Source organism: Thermorhabdus hydrogeniformans, assembly GCF_049310025.1.
Lineage (GTDB): Bacteria > Bacillota > Thermosediminibacteria > Thermosediminibacterales > Tepidanaerobacteraceae > JBJYKD01.
This window is the reverse complement of record NZ_JBJYKD010000040.1, coordinates 1-19,866: the sequence shown is the minus strand read 5'-3', so window position 1 is coordinate 19,866 and position 19,866 is coordinate 1. Positions and strand designations below refer to the sequence as shown.

Annotated in this window: 17 protein-coding genes and 3 pseudogenes; 18 read left to right on the top strand and 2 right to left on the bottom strand. The window is 47.1% G+C overall.

Translation table 11 applies throughout. The features are described from left to right. Positions 1–94: 94 nt before the first annotated feature. The 9 genes and pseudogenes from ACKX14_RS14245 (at position 95) to ACKX14_RS14205 (ending at position 6,002) form a co-directional block, all read left to right on the top strand. Positions 95–526 (top strand): hypothetical protein, encoded by a 432-nt coding sequence (locus ACKX14_RS14245; RefSeq protein ID WP_422448792.1) that lies wholly within the window; start codon positions 95–97, stop codon positions 524–526. Between the two features lie 144 nt (positions 527–670). Continuing rightward, a complete protein-coding gene (locus tag ACKX14_RS14240; RefSeq protein ID WP_422448791.1) occupies positions 671–877 on the top strand; it encodes an integrase core domain-containing protein in 207 nt (68 codons plus the stop codon). Positions 878–1,008: 131 nt separating this feature from the next. After that, positions 1,009–1,125, top strand: a pseudogene (locus ACKX14_RS14235) (transposase); the annotation flags it as partial. 258 nt (positions 1,126–1,383) lie between these two features. After that, positions 1,384–3,324 (top strand): oxidoreductase, encoded by a 1,941-nt coding sequence (locus tag ACKX14_RS14230; protein WP_422448789.1) that lies wholly within the window; start codon positions 1,384–1,386, stop codon positions 3,322–3,324. Between the two features lie 275 nt (positions 3,325–3,599). After that, positions 3,600–3,770 (top strand): annotated as a pseudogene (locus tag ACKX14_RS14225) (hypothetical protein); the annotation flags it as partial. Positions 3,771–3,848: 78 nt separating this feature from the next. Beyond that, positions 3,849–4,343, top strand: a complete 495-nt coding sequence (locus ACKX14_RS14220; protein ID WP_422448787.1) for a hypothetical protein — start codon at positions 3,849–3,851, stop codon at positions 4,341–4,343. A gap of 185 nt (positions 4,344–4,528) precedes the next feature. Further along, a pseudogene (locus ACKX14_RS14215) lies at positions 4,529–4,723 on the top strand (circadian clock protein KaiC); the annotation flags it as partial. Between the two features lie 92 nt (positions 4,724–4,815). Next, a complete protein-coding gene (locus tag ACKX14_RS14210; protein ID WP_422448785.1) occupies positions 4,816–5,052 on the top strand; it encodes a GGDEF domain-containing protein in 237 nt (78 codons plus the stop codon). A 2-nt stretch (positions 5,053–5,054) separates the two neighbouring features. Next, the gene (locus ACKX14_RS14205; protein ID WP_422448783.1) at positions 5,055–6,002 is read left to right on the top strand and encodes a DMT family transporter; all 948 of its coding nucleotides are present in this window, start codon (positions 5,055–5,057) and stop codon (positions 6,000–6,002) included. Here ACKX14_RS14205 and yfcE read toward each other — a convergent pair. Next, on the bottom strand, positions 5,983–6,528 hold the full coding sequence (gene yfcE / locus ACKX14_RS14200; protein ID WP_422448781.1) for a phosphodiesterase: 546 nt from the start codon (positions 6,526–6,528) through the stop codon (positions 5,983–5,985). The genes ACKX14_RS14205 and yfcE overlap by 20 nt on opposite strands. A 192-nt stretch (positions 6,529–6,720) precedes the next feature. Between yfcE and ACKX14_RS14195 the strand changes: the two genes are divergently transcribed. Beyond that, on the top strand, positions 6,721–7,014 hold the full coding sequence (locus ACKX14_RS14195; protein WP_422448779.1) for a hypothetical protein: 294 nt from the start codon (positions 6,721–6,723) through the stop codon (positions 7,012–7,014). A gap of 122 nt (positions 7,015–7,136) precedes the next feature. Here the strand turns inward: ACKX14_RS14195 and ACKX14_RS14190 are convergent, their stop codons facing one another. Next, positions 7,137–8,777: a glutamate synthase-related protein gene (locus tag ACKX14_RS14190; protein ID WP_422448777.1), complete on the bottom strand. Its 1,641-nt coding sequence runs from the start codon at positions 8,775–8,777 to the stop codon at positions 7,137–7,139. A 620-nt stretch (positions 8,778–9,397) separates the two neighbouring features. Here ACKX14_RS14190 and ACKX14_RS14185 point away from each other — a divergent pair. From ACKX14_RS14185 to ACKX14_RS14150, 8 genes are all read left to right on the top strand, one after another. Beyond that, positions 9,398–10,474, top strand: a complete 1,077-nt coding sequence (locus ACKX14_RS14185; protein ID WP_422448775.1) for a GntR family transcriptional regulator — start codon at positions 9,398–9,400, stop codon at positions 10,472–10,474. 260 nt (positions 10,475–10,734) lie between these two features. Continuing rightward, a complete protein-coding gene (locus ACKX14_RS14180) occupies positions 10,735–11,823 on the top strand; it encodes a M24 family metallopeptidase (protein ID WP_422448773.1) in 1,089 nt (362 codons plus the stop codon). Positions 11,824–11,887: 64 nt separating this feature from the next. Further along, positions 11,888–13,387 carry a sugar ABC transporter ATP-binding protein gene (locus tag ACKX14_RS14175; RefSeq protein ID WP_422448771.1) on the top strand — a complete coding sequence of 500 codons (1,500 nt, stop codon included), beginning with the start codon at positions 11,888–11,890 and terminating at the stop codon, positions 13,385–13,387. A 43-nt stretch (positions 13,388–13,430) separates the two neighbouring features. Next, positions 13,431–14,441 (top strand): ABC transporter permease, encoded by a 1,011-nt coding sequence (locus ACKX14_RS14170; protein ID WP_422448769.1) that lies wholly within the window; start codon positions 13,431–13,433, stop codon positions 14,439–14,441. 71 nt (positions 14,442–14,512) lie between these two features. Continuing rightward, a complete protein-coding gene (locus ACKX14_RS14165) occupies positions 14,513–15,562 on the top strand; it encodes a substrate-binding domain-containing protein (protein WP_422448767.1) in 1,050 nt (349 codons plus the stop codon). A 181-nt stretch (positions 15,563–15,743) separates the two neighbouring features. Continuing rightward, positions 15,744–17,225 carry an L-fucose/L-arabinose isomerase family protein gene (locus tag ACKX14_RS14160; RefSeq protein ID WP_422448765.1) on the top strand — a complete coding sequence of 494 codons (1,482 nt, stop codon included), beginning with the start codon at positions 15,744–15,746 and terminating at the stop codon, positions 17,223–17,225. A gap of 62 nt (positions 17,226–17,287) precedes the next feature. Further along, positions 17,288–17,989: an L-ribulose-5-phosphate 4-epimerase gene (araD, locus tag ACKX14_RS14155; protein WP_422448763.1), complete on the top strand. Its 702-nt coding sequence runs from the start codon at positions 17,288–17,290 to the stop codon at positions 17,987–17,989. A gap of 34 nt (positions 17,990–18,023) precedes the next feature. After that, complete coding sequence (locus ACKX14_RS14150; RefSeq protein WP_422448761.1) at positions 18,024–19,700, top strand: ribulokinase; 1,677 nt, start codon at positions 18,024–18,026, stop codon at positions 19,698–19,700. Positions 19,701–19,866 lie beyond the last annotated feature (166 nt).

Here is a 19,866-nt window from a genome sequence, read left to right as displayed (position 1 = left end):
CTTAAGCTGGCTTTAGCCTGAATAGCGACTTTCAGTCGCAAATAATTCCCTGCACTCCAGTGCAGGGTGGTTCAATAATACCACCCAATATAAGATGGAATACAAAGATAATGACGATGAGCCCTTAGAAACTCAAATAGGAAGAATTATTTATGATATGTTTGTTGTTGCAAATAAGCTCCGAGCTGTAGATGAACTTAAAGAAAGAGAAGAAAAAAGACAATGGGAAGAGCATGAAAGGCAGCGGCGTTTAGAACAAATGAGAAAAGGAGAATTAGAAGAGGTAAGGCTGTTGGAACAGGCTGCTACGGATTGGGACAAGGCAGAGAAAATTAGAAGGTTTGCTGACTGTATGGAAAGTAAAATAGCTGAAGTTGCAAATGAAGAAAAAAGAGAAAAGCTTTTAAAATGGTTAAAATGGGCGCGTGATAAAGCTGACTGGCTTGATCCCCTGACTGAAAAAGAAGATGAGCTTTTAGGAAAAAGCAAATGTATATTTGAACTCATAGAAGATGAGGATTTTTAATCAAAATAACAACTTATTAGATGTAGTAAAAACCGTGACAAAAGCCATTTCATCAAGGCATATAACAGGAGTTTAACAATCAGAACCGATAATGGGCCGCAGTTTAAGTCTAAAGAATTTCAGGAATTTTGCACTAAACAGGGTATGTTTCATGAGCGAATACCAGTAAGGTCGCCTGAAAGAAACCCGAAAATTGAAAGATTTCATAGAACCTTGAAAGAAGAATATGTTAATTTAAATAATTTTGAAAGTTATAAGTCATTTTTTAAAGGCCTGGATGATTATATAAAATTTTATCTTTGTGAAAGGCCCCACGATCCGCAAATTTATGACACCTTCAGCATTTTATGAAGCATTTTTAGGAAATAATGTGAATCGTGGCGTGTTGGTCGTTTAAGTCCAAGTAATAGGGGGCCAGTACACGTATAATGGCCCCAGAAAAGTAGACACGGAAAATGGGGGTCCTGAGCGTCAGCACGAGTATTAGGAAAAAATATCCAGCTGAACTTAAGGCTAAAATCGTAGTGGAAATTCTCAAGGAAGAAAAAACCATTTCTCAGATCGCTTCCGAATATGACATTTACCCTTTCCTTCTAAAACTGACGACGGACAAGAATATATATGCAGTATCTGGAAATAATGAACTTGAGAACCCTAATTATGAAATTCCAAAAACACACATAATTTGTGGGGCAGACGGTCTTAAGATATATTTCTGCATCAAGCAGAGTCGTTATCGTATCAATTCTATAGTCGTTCGTATGATTCATTTGCCCCCTGATGAGGAATATTATTTTTGAGACAATCAATGAAAAAAAACTTAAAGAAGAATAAAACTTAAAGAAAGGGGAACATATGTGGAAAACAAATATGCAAAATTGTTTGAGCCGATGAAAATCGGCAAAATGCATCTGAAAAACCGCATTGTTATGTCGCCAATGGGGACATTTACCCCCATGCAAGACGGCACCGAAAGCGAAGAGGGCATGAGATACTATGAAGAGCGGGCCCGTGGTGGGTTCGGAATGATCATTACTGGCTCCATGTTCATAAACGAGAAAACCGCCCAAGGCGGCCCCACCATCGCCCTTGACAACCCGCGTGCTATCCCCAAAACCACGGTCCTATGTGAACGGGTGCACCGTTGGGGAGCCAAGATCTGCATCTCTATGAGCCCTGGTACCGGCCGCAATGGTATGCCAAACATCGGCGAGCGGGTACCGATTTCATCTTCTGAAATCCCCTCTTTCTACGATCCCAACATCATCTGCCGGGCTCTCACCACCGAAGAAATTCACGACATGATGAAGGACTGGACAAACGCCGCAATCTTCGCAAAAAGAGCAGGTTTTGATGCCATTGAGATTCACGCTCATGCAGGTTATTTGATTGACCAGTTTATGTCACCCATCTGGAATAAGCGCACTGACGAGTACGGCGGCAGCTTAGAAAACCGCGCCCGTTTTCCAGTAGAGATTGTGAAGACAGTACGTGCTGCCGTTGGTGATGACATGCCGATCATATTCCGAATCGCTCTTGATCACCGGTTCAACGGCGGACGCACTATAGAAGACAGCATACCGCTGCTCAAAATCCTTGAAGAAGCGGGAGTGGATGCCTTTGATGTTGATGCCGGAGCTTATGAATCAATGGATTATATTTTCCCACCATCTTATCTGGGTGAGGCTTGCTTGGCCTATGTCTGCAAAGAGGCAAGAAAACATGTTAAGGTACCACTTCTGAATTCCGGCAGCCACAGCCCGGAAACAGCCCTGGAACTTATAAACTCTGGTGACTGCGACTTTGTCATGTTCGGCCGCCAGGCCATAGCTGACCCGCATTTTCCCAAAAAACTGATGGAAAACCGAAGGGAAGATATACGCCCTTGTATCCTATGCAATGAGGAATGCATTGGCAGAATCTTCGGCCGGTTAACACAGTTAAGCTGTGCCGTCAACCCGAGCGCAGGCTTTGAGGATTATATGGAGATCAAGAAAACCGAGAGCCCGAAAAACATTGTAGTCGTTGGTGCAGGCCCAGCGGGCTTGGAAGCAGCGCGCACAGCAGCCCTTAAAGGCCACAAAGTTACAGTATTTGAAAAAGGCGATTCCATAGGCGGAACCTTAGGTATAGTCGCCACCGGGCCCTTTAAAAAACGCATACGCGAATTAATTCACTGGTACGGCGTGCAGCTCGAAAAACTAGGCGTAAAAGTAGTGCTCAATACTGAAATCAAGGCCGATGACCCAATTCTCGAGGCCGCCGACAGGATTTTTGTAGCCACGGGTTCCAGACCGATTATTCCACCGATAAGAGGTATAGATTGCTCAAATGTGATAAATGTAGTGGAAGCGCATAAACATGGCGTCAAGGGCCGGAATATCGCCATCTGCGGTGGTGGACTCAGCGGCTGTGACACAGCACTGGAACTTGCCATGGAGGGTAAAAAAGTGACTGTCATCGAAATGCTTGATGAATGTGCTCGAGATGTCATGGCCATAAATAAGATAAGCCTTATGCGCTTGCTTGATGAAAATAACGTGACACTCCTGACCAACAGCAAAGTAGTTGAGATTGATTCCAGTGGCGTTACCATTGAGAAACAAGACGGTTCGAAGGAAAAGATTGACGCCGATACAGTCATTACAGCCTTCGGTCAGTCTAATGATAATGATTTTACAGATGCAGTCAGGGCAAAGTATTGCATGAAGACGACAGTCATAGGAGATGCTGAAAGGATAGGTAAAGTAAGCAATGCCATCCGTACAGGATTCTATGCTGCTATGGCAGTGGAATAAAATACGTTAGATCCAAATGACAGCGGAGCAAAAAGCTCCGCTGTCATTTATGTACAATCATGATCATTGCTAACGAACTGACCCCAATAAGTTAGACATCATAATTAATTTCGTTAATATAGCTATATCCCCGGAATACATAAAACATCTTAAAACTACCCCGATAGTCAATAACCCCACCTAAAAGGTAAACCGCACATCAATGGTCTCCTCCATTCGGTTACCGATGAGGCCGGCAATATAACTACCTATACCTATGATGAGGCAAAAAGCTTGATGAGTTTATGATGGAATACAACTGGATAAGGCCCCATCAATCGCTGGGATATATAACGCCGAGCAAGTTTAACGAAGAAATTTTAAGAAATAATGCAAGTCAAGGAGTGTTTAGTCGTTTAAGTCCAAATAACCGGGGGCCAGGACAATCTTCTTGTGAAAGAATATAAAGCACTTGAAAAACCTACAGATGTTGCAAGATAAAGATAGAATATATTAAAATATTCTAAAGAGAGGAGAGAAGGTGTATGGCTATGGCTGATCCGATAAAAGAAATTGCCGCTGGAATGGACGAGCCGCAGAAGGAGCCTAAAGCAACAGAAATGGGGTATTTTTATTTATCCCAGCAGTTAATTAATATCACACAAATTATCACTGATATAAGAAAAGAAATCAGCGATCTGAGAAATAACATTGATATAAGATTCGACAGCCAAAGGAACGAAATCGTAGATTTAAGAAAGGAAATAACGGATTTTAAAGATGGTACCATATCAAGATTCGACAACCAAAGGAAAGAAATCATGGATTTAAGAAAGGAAATAACAGATTTTAAAGATAGTAATATATTAAGATTAGATAACCAAAGGAAAGAATTTGAACAAAAAATAAATGAATTTAGATTAGAAATGAAAGAGGAACTTAAACAAGAAATTGGCGGTTTACGCATTTGGTCCATAGGAACTATAATAACTGTAATTCTGACTGCAATAAGTTGGTATATGAGCGCAAATAGCCCATAATAGGGCTATTTTTTTTTGACTTAAACCGCGAAATGGCTAAAGTTTTTGAAAACGCAGGCATCCGATACGGACAGGGCTATTATTTAGGAAAGCCGTGGCGGTGCCCTGGCAACAAAAGTTAGCACAGCACAAGCTGCTGTGTTATAATATGACTATAATGTAATGAGTCGGCCGGTTCTCCGGGCAGCGGAAAAACGATATTCGTTCAAAACATTATTTTTAACAGCGCAAGGAACGGTCTTAAAAGTTTATACCTGACTACTATCTCTGAATCACAATTCAAAATGGTAAGGCATCTGCAGGAATTTGAGTTTTTTTCGGACGATTTCCTGGGGGACAAGTTTATTTACGGTGATCTGGGAGCTGTTCTGCATCCTTGAAAAAAACCTTTTAGGATTGCGAAGCCTTGAGCTGAACAGCATTTATGAAATCAGCCGCCTTTTGACCTCAACCGTCGAACTGGATAATAGCTTTGGCTAACGCAAAACTTGTAAGCCGGCTGGAAAAAGAAGCTGAAACCGACTTTTTGACAGGGTTCTTTAATAAGCGTACAATCCGCAACATACTGGTTAATGAACTCGAAAGGACTATCAGGTACGGCATTCCTTTAACGGTTATTTTCCTGGATATTGATAACTTCAAGAATTACAATGACACCTTTGGCCATGCCATTGTAACAATATCACCTTATTTTATGGCGGGTGAATGAATATGCATCAAAAAAACGACTATCTCCCCGTTGTTGCCGGGCTTACCGTGTCTTTCGTATTCGGCTTTTCATTTTTATTTACCAAAGAAGGTCTGAGTGTCCTGGAGCCTTTTCACCTGCTGGGATTGCGCTTTGCACTGGCTCTTGTTATTTTTTTGCTGCTGCGAATGACCGGAATTATTAAGATAAACCTCCTGGACAAAAATCCGGGGCCACTGGTGCTGTTGTCCCTGGTGGAGCCGGTTATTTACTTTATTTGCGAAACCATGGGGATAAAACTGACTTCATCTTCCGAAACGGGAATGATGATAGCCATGGTGCCGGTGGTTACCGCGTGCTTTGCCGTGTTCCTGTTAAAAGAAAGACCGACACCGCCCCAGCTGGGTTTTATTTTCTTATCGGTGGCGGGAGTGATTTTCATAACTGTAATGAAGGGAAGCGTCGAATTCGGAGGCAACCTGGCGGGGACTCTGTTTGTGCTGGGGGCCGTCATTTCCGCCGGTCTTTTCAACGTGTTCTCCCGGAAGCTTTCAACCCGGTTTGAACCGGTGGAGATTACATACATCATGATGTGGATAGGTGCGATTGCCTTTAACGGCATTTCCATTTACACGCATATCAGGCGGGGCAATCTGCTGAACTACTTTGCACCGCTAAAAAACATAAAAGCCCTGGCAGCGGTAATATATCTTGGAGCGTTCTCATCGGTGGTGGCATATTTTGCCCTGAACTATATGCTCTCAAGAATGGAGGCCTCCAGGTCGGCGGTGTTTACGAACATGGCCACAGTGATTTCCATTTTTGCGGGAGTTGTGTTCGGCAACGAGCCGTTTTACTGGTTCAGCGCCGTGGGAGGATTAATGATTCTGGCCGGCGTATGGGGGACCAATTTTTATGCTAAAAAAGAAGACGGTCCTGCCGTGAGGCTGGTCAGACGACTTCGCTTTTGATGATTTCCCCGGTTTCAATGTTAAGGAGATGGATTTTGGAATCTTCGATTAGGGCGATTGACGGTACACAGTCTTTGGGCAGGGCGCAGGAGCCGGGGTTTACAAGGGTTAGTCCTTCCCTTTTTTCCAACCGCTTTACATGGGTATGGCCGGTTACAACAAAGTTTATCCTCCACTTTTTCGCGAGGGCAATGAGCTCTTCCTCGGTGGTGTCATGCCCGTGAGTCACCAGGATTCGAAATTTTTCCAGGCACAGCAGGGCATAGGGAGCCTGGATGGGCACCGCAAGCATCATCTGGTCGATGGGGGCGTCGCAGTTTCCGGCGGCGGCGATAAAGGGTACACCCATGGCGTTTATGGCATCGGCCAGTTCCTTTGGGCTGTATCCTGCGGGGAGGGGGTTTCTGGGGCCGTGATACAATATGTCGCCCGCGTGCAGAAAATAGTCGCAGGCTCCGGCAACTTCCACAGCCTTTTTAAAAGCATTCGAACTCCCGTGGGTGTCACTTATTATAGCGATTCTCACAGTATTACCTCCAATCAAAAAAGATTTATAATATAGTTTGAAAGCATTTCTGCACTGGAATTGATGAGCGAAAGCGGTTGCATAAAGATAATACCATTAAGGCCCGTAAAATTCAATGAAAAATCTGGCCGACGCCTTCGGGACCATTGCCTGCAGGGGCTACTGCACTCTCGGGGTGCTTGGAGCGGCCGAATGCGACATGTACGGGAATTTGAATTCAACTACGGCCTCTACCGGGGAGGAGAACTGGTTGTCATAACCGACCTGTGCAAGATGAGGCCCGATCAAGAGACCGGCATTCTGTATGTGTCGGAGATATATCCCGGTGTCGACCCTGAGTATGTGAAACAGAATACCGGCTGGGATCTGGATGTGAGCAGGGCCCGAGTGATGAAACCGCCCACCCGGGAGGAATTGATGATTTTGCGAATGAAGATTGACCCCGGCAGGATTTATCTTGGCAGGAAATCAAAACGGAGGAATTGATATAGTGTTTAAACCCACGACCGGGTATTCGCTTTAGGGGAGGCGGACGGAAAAACCATTACCGGTGCAGGCATGAGCGGCTATGGAATTTATAGACCTCCTCTGCAGGGAGGTCTATAATTTTAGGAATTTAAAATGTTCATTGCGACATCATCCTTAATGTCTGTGATGAAGGGTATCTTGGTTTCCCTTTCGGTTTCCCGGTTGGCTGAGGCAATATCTTCGCGTGAAATTGCTTTGAGAGAAAACTTCCTCGCCCCCGCCATCAGCTGCTGCAAACCGGCGGCCAGTTTATCCGCCAGAGTCCATATGGCTATAGCTCCATAAGGTATATTTTTCATTTCTTCTTCTCCCACTTTCTTTTTCACCTCATGGTAGCCTGCGAAAATTTCCTCCGCTTTGAGGCCGAGCTGAGAGACGGTGGGCGGTAAGCTGTCCCAATTTCCGTTTACCTTTCCTTTTCTTTCCGGATGCAAAACTCCTTCAATATTTGATCCCACAAAGGCTGGTATCATTAAAGCCCTTCCCATGCACACTATCTTTGTAAATGGCGCTCCAAGGGCAAGCGCTTTAAAAATGTGGTCTTCTCTCGCAAAACCACCGGCAAAGGCCATATCAACCACTTTTTCACCTTTGTTTGCCAGGATGGAGGCGTACTCATATGCTTTTGAATGCAGAAGAATGGACGGTACACCCCAGGTTTCCATCATGTTCCACGGGCTCATGCCGGTTCCGCCGCCCGAGCCATCGATTGTGAGAAGATCAAGTTTTGCTTCTGTGGCCAATTTTATGGCCATGGCCAAATTTTCCATTCCGTAGGAACCGGTTTTTAGCGTGATTTTTTTATATCCGATTTTTCTAAGGTTTTCTACTGTTTTCATAAATTCTTCTCTTACGCCCTCAAAGGAAGAAAGATGGGTGTATCCAAGTCGGCTGTGCCTTGCAAAGGATTTAACAGCCCCGTTTTTAAACCCTTCGATGATTTCAGGTTTTTCCGGGTCGGGATCTATAAGGTAGCCCCTCTTTTTGAGGAATACGGCGTAATCTATGTCCCTGACCTGAATTTCACCGCCGATGCATTTTGCACCCTGCCCCCATTTTAGTTCCATTATTACTCTGTCCCCGTATTTTTCGATAACGTATTCGGCTACACCGTTTCTTGAATCTTCCACATTCATCTGGACAAAAATTCCACCGTATCCGTCAAAATACCGGAGATAGGTCTCTATTCTTCTATCGAGTTCCGGTGCCTTTTTTATTTTGCCGTTCTCAATGACTGCATCCTTATCGATGCCTGCCACATTTTCCCCAATCACTATTGGAAAGCCTGCAAGAGCGGCACCTACAGCCAGTGAATCCCAGTACCTGGCCGCAATAAAGGTTGAGCCCAGAGCGCCCGTCATGATAGGGATCTTCGATTTTGTTTTTACTTCAGCACCGAATTCGGTTTCAATATTTACATTTGGGAATATGCAGTCATCAGGAGAACTGGATAGATTTTGACTCAACCCGGCGGCGCCGTAATTGTACCCCAGGATCCTCAATGAGTTGTACGATACTCCCACATGGGTGGTGTTGCCGCTTCCGGCGGTTACAGAACCAAAATCTCTGGGGTACAGCATTTTTCTCCCCATAAGGCTGGAAAGCCATGTTTCGCACTTCCCGTGGCAGTCCGCCCTGCAAAGTGTGCACAGGCCGGATTCAGCCGCATTTCCCCTGTTTACTGTTCCCAGCACGTCATTGGATTTTGACCATTGAAACATTTACATTTTCCTCCCTGTCTTGATGTTAATATTGTATTTAAATTAAAAAACCAAAAATATCCATAAACAGAAAATTTATATTATTAATTTGCATAAATATAATTCAAAAATAAAAAATATAATATGTATACACGGACACAAGTATATTAATGTATTGTTCTATAAAATACCATGTTTTGAACGGCTTGTCAATGCTTGATTTTGATGTATATTGTATATTTTTGCAGGCTATTTCGGATAAAGCACCCGCCTTCGGCGGGGCCCGACCGGAGAGATCAACGGTTCATGAGTATAAGTGAAAAGGTATAATGAAATTCGCAAAACTTGAAGAACCGCCGTATACCGAACGGTACGTACGGTGGTGTAAGAGGGCGGGGGTTGATCACCACCTCACCTCCTCCTCGATAGTATCGTTTAGCTCAGCCGCCGGGGAAGCTGAAATTCCCCGGCCGGTAAAAGCCTGTGCCAAAAGCGCCTGAGCCTGATGGGTTGCCGGCATGAAAGGCCGCACTGTGACTTGTTTTGTAAAAATAATTATTTTTCTATTGAAGGAAAAGCTAAATTATTGTAGAATTAAATTACATGTACGCACAAGCTAAACAACTGGAGGAAATGAAAAAATGTTTGAACAAAATAATTCGGTGCCTAAATACCATCAGTTAAAAGAGTATTTGAAAGAATTAATTCTCAGCGGCAAAATAGCTTCAGGCGAACAACTCCCATCAGAAAACACCCTGGTCAAACAGTTTAATCTGAGCCGCCACACGGTCCGTCAGGCACTGGGGGAGCTGGAGAACGACGGATGGATATACCGGGAGCAGGGAAGGGGGACCTTTTGCGCTTTCAGGGAAAAAAGAAAGCAGACCATTGCAGTGCTTACCACCTATATCTCCGATTACATATTTCCCAACATCATCAGAGGGATAGAAGAAGTGTTGAGCTCGGCGGGTTACACCCTGATTCTGGCGAACACCGGCAACAATAAGGATAAAGAAGCCCAGTGCATGAAGAATTTGATGGAAAAGGATATAGCCGGGCTGATCGTGGAGCCCACGAAAAGCGCCAGAGAAAATGTCAATTCAAATTACTTTGCCGAACTGGAAAAAAAACGTGTGCCATACTTGATGCTGCATGCGGTGTACCCGGAACTGGACCCGGCGTATATTATAATGGACGATGAGAAGGGAGGTTATCTCGCCACAAAGTATTTGTTGCAGATAGGGCACCGGGTGATCGCTGGCATTTTTAAATCCGACGACCTGCAGGGCGTGAGGCGGCAGGCAGGTTTTGCGGCGGCTCTGGCCGAATACGGTGTAGATCTTGAACCGGGCCTGGTCGGCAACTATGAGACGGAGCAGCTTTTTTCATACCCCTATCAATTTACGTGCAGCGTTTTAGAAAGAAGTCCCCGCCCCACGGCCATAGTCTGTTACAATGATCAGATCGCCATGCAGGTTCTGCAGGCCATTCGAGACAGAGGGCTGAAGGTGCCTGAAGACATTTCTGTGGTGGGGTATGATGATTCAAGTCTGGCCACGGCGTCGGAAGTAAAACTCACCTCCATTAAACATCCCAAGGCTGAAATGGGCCGCCAGGCCGCCAGATTTATCATCGATATGGTGGAGAAAAAGGTGGAAAAGCCAAAACTCGTTTATGCTCCAGAACTAGTTGTACGATCATCGTGCAGAAGTATTTAGCATAAAATTCCGGGAAAATCAATCATTTGATATGAACTTGTATGCCGTAACATATCCACCTGTTTCTCTAAAGATTCGTGGTGAAGATTTGACTATTTTCATGAGGCCTGGTGCCTCTTTTTTTTTGTAATTTTAAATGTTTGTCTGAAAAATTTTTTTTATTTCTATGATTTATTTAGCAGGAATTTCAAAAAATTTGGCGAAAATATATAACTAAAGATGTACGGACAACTAATTTGACATGTAAGGAGTGATGTGATTTGCCGGACTGGCCTGTAAAACAACAAAGAGTGAGGAGATTTTTGGAGGAAAAAGGCCTTGACGGTTTTGTATTTTCGCTTCGTTCAAGCTTTGCCTGGCTGACGGACGGGGGAGAAAGCAGTGTGGACGAGTCCGTGCAGGCAGGCGCTGCGGACCTGGTTTTCATAAAGGACAGGGCTTACGTAATAGCACCCAACAATGAGATGGACCGGTTGCTCGATGAAGTTCTGGGAGACCAGGGCTATGAACCGGTAGTCTATTCCTGGCGGGGCGACAGGATTTCGGTGCTGCTGAACCTTTTGAAAGGTAAAAATACGGGCAGCGACACATACATTCCCGGATGCAGGGAAATGTGCAGGGAAGTGAAAGCTCTTAGATTCGAACTGCTCCCGGAAGAAAGGATCAGAATGCGCCGGCTGGGGGAGCAGACATCGGAAATAGTAGGCCTGGTATTGGCGCAGATCCGTCCCGGTCAGACCGAGGCGGAAGTGGCGGGTGAACTGAAGGCGGAGATGGCGGAAGCGGGCATCGCATCTCCTGTGGTTCTGGTGGCTTCCGATGGCCGGTTAAAAAAATTCCGGCATCCGTTGCCCACAGAAAAAAGAATTGAAAAGATGGTCATGGCGATAGTTTGCGCCCGCCGATGGGGTCTGACCGTGGCTCTGACGAGGATGGTCCATTTTGGATCACTGCCGGAGGATTTGAAAAAACGCCATAATCTGGTAAGCTCCATCGAAGCAGAGCTTATTGCCTCCACCGTTCCGGGAGCGCGCATAAAAGAAATTTTCCATCGGTGCTGTCGTGCTTATGAAAATGCAGGCTATCCCGGTGAATGGGAGAAACATCATCAGGGCGGTGCTATAGGTTACGATACCAGAGAATATCTGGCCGGTCCCGACTGCGGGGAAGCGGTGCGGGAAAACCAGGGTTTCGCCTGGAATCCGTTTCTTAAAGATGTAAAATCCGAGGACACCATTATAGCTTCTTTAGAAGGGCCGGAGGTGATAACCCTGGATAAAAACTGGCCGGTCAGGATTTTTGAAAAAAATGGTTACCGGATTCCCACGGCCGATATTTTATCAGTATAACCTGAAACATCAGCATCCTGATTTGAAAAATTTTTTTTCAGCTAAAATATGGAGGTGAGTCTTAATGCAGGCGGAAAAACCTCTTATGGCAGTCAGAGGTATCGATAAACAATTTCCCGGCACCAGGGCGTTGAATGATGTGTCGCTGGACGTTTTTGCGGGCGAAATTCATGCCGTGTGTGGAGAAAATGGAGCGGGTAAATCCACTTTAATGAACATTCTGTCGGGTTCTCTCATGGCTGACAGAGGTGAAATATATTTAAAAGGAGAGCGGGTATGTATCAATAATCCGAAAGATGCCCAGAAATACGGTATAAGCATCGTGCATCAGGAATTAAGCCTGTGCCCCCATCTTAGCGTGGCTGAAAACATTTTCATAGGTCGATTGCCGAGATTGAGCGGTGGCAGGATAGACTTTAAAAAAATGGACAGGGAAACAAGGGAGATTCTTAGCCGTTTTCACACCCATATTAGTCCGAGGGCCCTTATTAAAGACCTGAGTGTATCTCAGCAGCAGATAGTTGAGATAGCAAAAGCCATAACTCTTAACTGCAGGATTCTTATTCTGGACGAACCGACTTCGGCTCTTACCGAGACTGAATCAATAAATCTGTTTAAAATACTCGAAGAATTGAAAAATAACGGAATAGCGATACTGTACATAAGTCATAGATTAAAGGAAATATTTCAAATTAGCCAGAGGATAACCGTGCTTCGGGACGGCAGGCGCGTGACCACAAAGCTTACCAGCGAGGTAACGCCTGATGATGTGGTTTCTCTTATGGTGGGCAGAGAATTAAATGATATTTATCCCGATAAGGGCAGACCAACAGAAGAGGTTATCCTTAAAGTTGACAATTTAACCCGAAAGGGAGTTTATTCAAACATAACTTTTGAACTTCACCGGGGCGAAATATTGGGCATATTCGGCCTCATGGGCGCCGGGCGGACGGAAATGGCCCGGGGGCTGTGCGGCATCGATCCCGTGGATGAAGGAAACGTGACGATGTTCGGGAAAACCATCCCTCTGAATAATATCCGTTCATCCATAGACAGCGGTCTTGTTTATGTTCCGGAAGACCGAAAGCTTCTCGGTTTATTTCTGCCCATGACTATATGCGAAAATCTCGTGGCCGCAAACTTAAAAGCCGTATGCCGCTTTGGGCTCATCGACAGGAGGAGCCAGAGCCATTATACCAGAGAAATGGTGGGAAAGCTGAATGTGAAGTATAGAAGTCTTTATCAGCCTGTCAGCAGTTTAAGCGGCGGAAATCAGCAGAAAGTCCTGCTGGCAAAATGGCTGGCCGTGAAACCCAAAGTGCTCATTCTGGATGAACCCACCAGAGGCATCGACGTAGGAGCAAAATCTGAGATACATCACATCCTGCGCCAGATGGCCAACGAAGGTTACGGGGTGGTGGTTATTTCTTCAGAACTGCCGGAAATTCTGGGCGTATGTAACCGGATTCTGGTCATGCATGAAGGGAAAATGGTGGCCCAGCTGGCAGCGGATACCGCCACCGAGGAGAGCATTATGAGATATGCCTCCGGCAGGGCGGCATAGAACCATTTAAAAAAACTTATGGATTTGGAGGTACCTTTATATCATGGAAAAGCCTGATGTAGATGGTATAATAACAACTCCCGGTAAAAGTGCGGGCTATAATCTGATAAGAAATCTGTTTGCCATTCGCGAGGCTTCCCTTGCCGCCATTATAATTGTGACAGCTATCATCATGACCTTTTTGACCCCGGGTTTTTTGACGAGGTCCAACATTCTCACCACCCTTATAGGCCTGTCCATGGACGGCATCATAGCCGTGGCCATGACCGTGGTTTTGGTGATGGGTGGTATAGATCTCTCGGTGGGCTCCGTCCTGGCCTTCGCCAGCGTGCTGACCGGAATTCTGGCGGTCAATGCGGGGCTGAACATCTGGCTTTCGGTGTTAATTACCATCCTGGTCTCATTATTGATAGGGGTCGTGATGGGGTGGTTTGTGACAAGGGTAGGCCTGAGTCCCTTCATAACCACGCTGGGCATGATGTCCATCGCGAGAGGCCTGGCCTACGTCCTCACAAAGGGTTCTCCCTTGAGTCTGGGAGTCATCTCCCCGGCCTTTGACTTTCTGGGCCAGGGCAGTATAATGGGCATTCCCAATCTTATTCTGATACTTATTTTTATAGTAATTCTTTTCGACTTTTTAATGCGGCGTTCTGCAGTATTTCGCGAGATTTATTATGTCGGGTCCAATGAAAAAGCCGCCCGACTGTCAGGTATCAACGTCGACTTGATAAAAGTTGGGGTTTTCACCCTCAGCGCCCTGCTTTCCGGCCTGGCGGGGATACTGACCCTGTCGCGCTTTGGTGTTGCGACCCCGACGGCAGGAACGGGCGCGGAAATGAGAGCCATAGCGGGTGCCGTCATTGGAGGAGCCAGCCTGTCCGGCGGAGAAGGGACGGTATTCGGGGCTTTGCTGGGAGTAATGCTGGTGGCACTGGTGAACGATGCGTTGATTCTTTTGAACGTATCGGTGTACTGGCAAAGCCTTGTAACGGGGATCGTACTGATCGCTGCCGTTACCATCGATATGCTGGCCCATCGCCGTCGTTCATCTTAAGGAATTTCCGGGCAATTCCTTAAGTTTAAAATTGGTTTAAACTTAATGAAATCTGAAGGGGGAGCAGATAAATGTTTAAGAAAACACTAGTTTTTCTGATAATATTTACCTTGGCCATAAGCCTGCTGGGCTGTGGAGGTAACACCGCCAGTTCCGGCCAGCAGGCTTCGGCCACCGGCCAGCAAAATACATCTGCGCAAACTTCCAGCAGCCCTCTCATGGGATCGAAAGATGAAAAGTATGTCATGGTGACTTTCATATCCGGAATTGAGTACTGGAAGGGCGCTTTTAAGGGCATGGAGGCTGCAGCAAAAAATTTGGGCGTTTCCGCTCAGTATACAGGGGCCAACGAATATGATATCAATCAGGAAGTGACGGTACTGGAGCAGGTAATTGCGCAAAAACCCGATGGTATTCTGCTCACATGCATAAATCCCAATGCCCTGGTGGCACCCATCAACAAAGCCATTGAACAGGGAATTCCTCTGGTCACTTTTGATGCCGACGCCCCCACATCTGAAAGATACTCTTTTCTTGCCACATCCAACTATCAGGCGGGAGTTACCGCAGCGAGGTACCTGGCAAAACTGGTAGGAGAAAAAGGGGAAGTGGCACTGATCACCATTCCGGGACAGCTGAATCATGAAGAAAGGGCGGCCGGTTTTAAAGAGACCCTGGCTAAAGAATTCCCCAATATGAAACTGGTATCGGTGCAGGACGGCAAATCGGACCAGGTGGCTACGGCTCAGGCCATGAGTGCCATCATGCAGACTTTCCCGAATCTTGTGGGAGTGTTCTGCACGGAAGCATCTACCGGTGTGGGTGCGGCTACCGCTGTAAAGGAGGCTAACAAAGTGGGGCAGGTGCACATAGTCAGCTTTGACACAGACAAAGGCACCCTGGATAACGTGAAAGCAGGCGTCATAGATGCCACGCTGGCCCAGGGGACATGGCATATGGGATACTGGGGCATGATGTTCCTCTACCACTTAAAACATGACCTCCTCAAACCCATCGAAGGTGACTGGAAAACTGCCAATGTCCTGCCGCTGCCCCCATCAATCGATACCGGTGTAACAGTAGTAACCAAGGAAAATGCAGATTTTTATTACAGCAAATAGCAAAATCTATAAGCAAAGCAAATTTTAAATTTTAAATATATTTGGGATCGGTTTGCCCGGACGATCCCTTTTAACATAAATGTAAATATGACATAAATATTATTTATGACAAATTCAAATGAAGATTTTTAATGGGTGTCGCAGCAGTAGTTGATTAGATTATCTTACAGGAGGAATTATAATGATTAACATACCTGAAGTAAAACCTGGCATTGTGGCTGTGAGCAGGGATTGTTTTCCGATTGCGCTCAGCGAGAAGAGACGGGAGGCGGTGGTAAGGGCGTGCCGTGAAAAAGGCGTTTCGATTACCGAGATCAAGACCACCGTCGAAAGTGAAAGGGATGTGCTGAAAGCACTGAAGCAACTGGAAGATGCCGGTGTCAACGCCCTGGTGGTGTATCTTGGGAATTTCGGGCCCGAAGGGCCGGAAACCATGCTCGCCCAGAAATTCGGCGGACCGTGCATGTTTGCGGCCGCCGCCGAGGAGACGTCGGAAAACCTCATCCAGGGGAGAGGCGACGCCTTCTGCGGTATGCTCAGCGCTTCATACAATCTTAGGCTGAGGGTGTTAAGGCCGTATATCCCCGAATATCCTGTGGGAAATGCCGATGAGGTCGCCGAGATGATCCGCGACTTTCAGAATATTGCCCGGGTAATTTTAGGTTTGAAGAGCTTGAAGATCATAAGCTTCGGACCCAGGCCTCAGGATTTTCTGGCCTGCAACGCCCCAATAAAACCCCTTTACGATCTCGGGATTGAAATCATGGAAAATTCCGAACTGGATTTATTTGAGAGTTTCAATAATCATAAAGACGATCCGAGAATTCCCGGAGTGGTCAGGGAAATGGAGCGGGAACTTTCCGATGGCAATCAATATCCGGGAATTTTGCCGAAGCTTGCTCAGTACGAGCTTACCCTGCAGGACTGGATGGAAAAACATATAGGAGCCAGCCGCTATGCCGTGTTTGCCAACAAATGCTGGCCGGCTTTCCAGACGCAGTTCGGCTTTGTGCCGTGCTATGTGAATTCAAGGCTTGCCGCAAGAGGCATACCCGTTGCCTGCGAAACGGATATCTACGGAGCCTTGAGCGAGTATATAATCACCTGCGCCACCCAACTTCCGGCTACGCTTCTGGATATAAACAACACGGTGCCGGAGGATATGTATGAAAGCCACCGGGACAGAATCGGTGACTATAAATTGAACGACCTGTTCATGGGGTTTCACTGCGGCAATACCCCTAAAGCCTGCATGAAGAGCTGCTCCATGGGATACCAGCTGATAATGCACCGGCTGCTGGAACCCGAAAAAGAACCCGACATCACCAGGGGGACTCTGGAAGGTGCCATTAGGCCCGGGGATATCACCCTTTTCAGATTGCAGAGCACCGCCGACTGTCGGCTGAAAAGTTATATAGCCGAAGGCGAAGTCCTGGACATAGCTCCGGGTTCTTTCGGATGCATCGGAGTCTTTGCGGTCAGGGAAATGGGCCGGTTTTACAGGCACGTCCTGATAGCAGAACGTTTCCCGCACCACACGGCAGTGGCGTTCAGACACGCCGGGAAAGTTTTATTTGCTTCGATGAAAATGCTGGGCATAGAGGACGTGAGGTTTAATTTACCCGCTTCGATGCTTTATAAAGATGAAAATCCTTTCGCCTAATGGCAACTTCATTTATTTAAATAAAAAACGGCTGATTAAACCTTTTACTGGAGCGATGAAATATGCTGGAAAATCTGAAGAAAATGGTGCTCGAAGCCAATCTCGAGCTGCCCAAATTGGGCCTTGTGACTTTTACCTGGGGGAATGCCAGCGGCATAGACAGGGAAAAGGGCCTGGTGGTCATAAAACCCAGCGGTGTCCCCTATGACAGACTGGGGGTGGAAGATCTGGTGGTGGTCGATCTGGATGGAAACACCGTGGAGGGCAAATGGAGGCCGTCCTCCGACACTCCCACCCATCTGGTACTATACAGAGCATTCGGCAATATCGGGGGAATAGTGCATACCCATTCGCCGTGGGCTACGGGCTGGGCTCAGGCCGGCCGGGGGATTCCGGCCCTGGGAACCACCCATGCGGATTACTTTTACGGCGAAATTCCCTGCACGCGCAAAATGACGGCGCAGGAGATAGAGATCGACTATGAAAAGCACACAGGGGATGTTATAGTAGAAACCTTTCGGGGGAAAGACCCCTCTCAGATGCCTGGGGTACTGGTGAGCAATCACGGTCCCTTTGCCTGGGGCAAAGACCCTCTGGATGCCGTCCACCATGCGGCGGTCATGGAGGAAGTGGCCAGAATGGCTTTTCAGACTTATTTGTTAAAGCCGGAAATTGAGGCGATGGATGAAGCTTTGCTGGACAAACATTTTTTGAGAAAACACGGAGCCAATGCTTATTACGGACAGAAAGGATTGAGTTGTTAATTAAAACGTCTCAACTGGGGAAGGAGGGCAAATAGTGAATAATCTGGTAATAGGAGTCGATTTCGGCACCGATTCGGTAAGGGCGCTGATAGTCGATGCAAACACCGGTGAGGAGCTGGCATCCGATACGGCCTTTTACAGGCGCTGGACCGAGGGCAAATACTGTGACCCGGAGAAAAACCTATTCCGCCATCATCCCCTGGATTATATAGAAGGATTGGAAGCATCGATAAAAGGGGCATTGTCAAAACTTCCACCGGAAGCTGGCCGGCATGTGGCGGGCATTGGAGTCGACACCACCGGCTCTACGCCGGTAGCCGTGGACAGAGATGGCCATCCTCTGGCGCTGCACCGGGAATTGGCGGATAACCCCAATGCCATGTTCATCTTATGGAAAGACCACACCGCCGTAAAAGAAGCCGCCGAAATAAATAAGGCGGCCCGCAGCTGGGGAGGCACCGATTTTACCCGGTATGAAGGAGGCGTATATTCTTCCGAGTGGTTCTGGGCGAAGATCCTTCACGTGCTGCGACAGGACCCTGCGGTTAGAAAAGAAGCCTTTTCCTGGGTGGAGCTTTGCGACTGGATACCGGCCCTGCTCACGGGAACGGAGCATCCGTCTCTTATAAAAAGAAGCCGGTGTGCGGCGGGACACAAGGCCATGTGGCATGAGGAATGGGGTGGCCTGCCTCCGGAAGAGTTTTTTATAAAAATCGACCCTCTGCTGGCGGGATGGCGTGAGCGGCTGTATACTGATACTTATACTTCGGATGTAAGAGCAGGGGGCCTCACCCGCCAGTGGGCGGAGCGCCTCGGGCTGAGGGAGGGCATTTCGGTGGCCGTGGGGGCCTTTGACGCCCATATGGGCGCTGTGGGGGGCGGAATAACTCCCGGCGCCCTCGTCAAAATCATGGGGACGTCCACCTGTGACATTATGGTGGCTGAGAAGGAAGTGATAAAAGATAAACTGGTGGGAGGAATATGCGGCCAGGTGGACGGTTCGGTAATACCCGGTATGGTGGGGCTGGAAGCGGGCCAGTCGGCTTTCGGGGATGTATACGCATGGTTCAGAAACCTGCTCTGCCGGCCTGTGGAATCGATTCTGGCCGGCACTTCCATCGTCGATAAAGTCACTGCGGAGAATCTGTGCCGCGAAATAAGGGACCAAATGCTCCCACGACTGACTCGGGAGGCAGCGGGAATTCCTGTAGAGGCTACGGGCCTTCTGGCCCTGGACTGGTTGAACGGGCGCCGCACCCCCTATGCCGACCAGATGCTGAAGGGGGGCGTTCTGGGCCTTACTCTCGGCACCACCGCTCCCAAAATATTCAGGGCTCTGGTGGAGGCTACCGCCTTCGGGGCGAGAGCCATAAACGAAAGATTTATGGAAGAAGGAATAAAAATAGAACAGGTAATTGCTCTGGGCGGTATAGCCAAGAAAAATGATTTCGTGATGCGGGTGACCGCCGACGTGCTCAATATGCCTATAAAAGTGGCGGCTTCCGAACAGGCCTGCGCCCTGGGAGCCGCCATGTTCGGAGCGGTGGCGGCCGGCCTGTACGCTTCAGTTGAGGAAGCCCAGCAAAAAATGGGCTGCGGGTATTCGAAGATATTTACGCCCGATCCGGCCAATGCTGAGAAATATGAAGCCCTTTATAAAAAGTATGTGGAAACCGGAAAATCCCTGGAAAATATGCTGCGGCAATTGTAAATTAAGGCAATATCGCCCTTCCGTATAATCTTTTAACGCCGGCGTTGCCTATCCCGCCGGCTTTTGATTTTGCTCAAATAAAAATAAGGGTGTCAATATCTTTTAAAAATGTCACCTAAAAATAGGCCAAAACGCGGTTAATTATCGCATGAAAATGTCACCTTAA

Excerpts from the sequence above, each read along its gene's own strand:
- ACKX14_RS14245 (WP_422448792.1), top strand. The coding sequence starts at position 95 with ATGGAATACAAAGATAATGACGATGAGCCCTTAGAAACTCAAATAGGA.
- ACKX14_RS14240 (WP_422448791.1), top strand. The coding sequence starts at position 671 with ATGTTTCATGAGCGAATACCAGTAAGGTCGCCTGAAAGAAACCCGAAA.
- ACKX14_RS14220 (WP_422448787.1), top strand. The coding sequence starts at position 3,849 with ATGGCTATGGCTGATCCGATAAAAGAAATTGCCGCTGGAATGGACGAG.
- ACKX14_RS14205 (WP_422448783.1), top strand. The coding sequence starts at position 5,055 with ATGCATCAAAAAAACGACTATCTCCCCGTTGTTGCCGGGCTTACCGTG.
- ACKX14_RS14195 (WP_422448779.1), top strand. The coding sequence starts at position 6,721 with ATGCGACATGTACGGGAATTTGAATTCAACTACGGCCTCTACCGGGGA.
- ACKX14_RS14190 (WP_422448777.1), bottom strand. The coding sequence starts at position 8,777 with ATGTTTCAATGGTCAAAATCCAATGACGTGCTGGGAACAGTAAACAGG.
- ACKX14_RS14185 (WP_422448775.1), top strand. The coding sequence starts at position 9,398 with ATGTTTGAACAAAATAATTCGGTGCCTAAATACCATCAGTTAAAAGAG.
- ACKX14_RS14175 (WP_422448771.1), top strand. The coding sequence starts at position 11,888 with ATGCAGGCGGAAAAACCTCTTATGGCAGTCAGAGGTATCGATAAACAA.
- ACKX14_RS14170 (WP_422448769.1), top strand. The coding sequence starts at position 13,431 with ATGGAAAAGCCTGATGTAGATGGTATAATAACAACTCCCGGTAAAAGT.
- ACKX14_RS14165 (WP_422448767.1), top strand. The coding sequence starts at position 14,513 with ATGTTTAAGAAAACACTAGTTTTTCTGATAATATTTACCTTGGCCATA.
- ACKX14_RS14160 (WP_422448765.1), top strand. The coding sequence starts at position 15,744 with ATGATTAACATACCTGAAGTAAAACCTGGCATTGTGGCTGTGAGCAGG.
- araD (WP_422448763.1), top strand. The coding sequence starts at position 17,288 with ATGCTGGAAAATCTGAAGAAAATGGTGCTCGAAGCCAATCTCGAGCTG.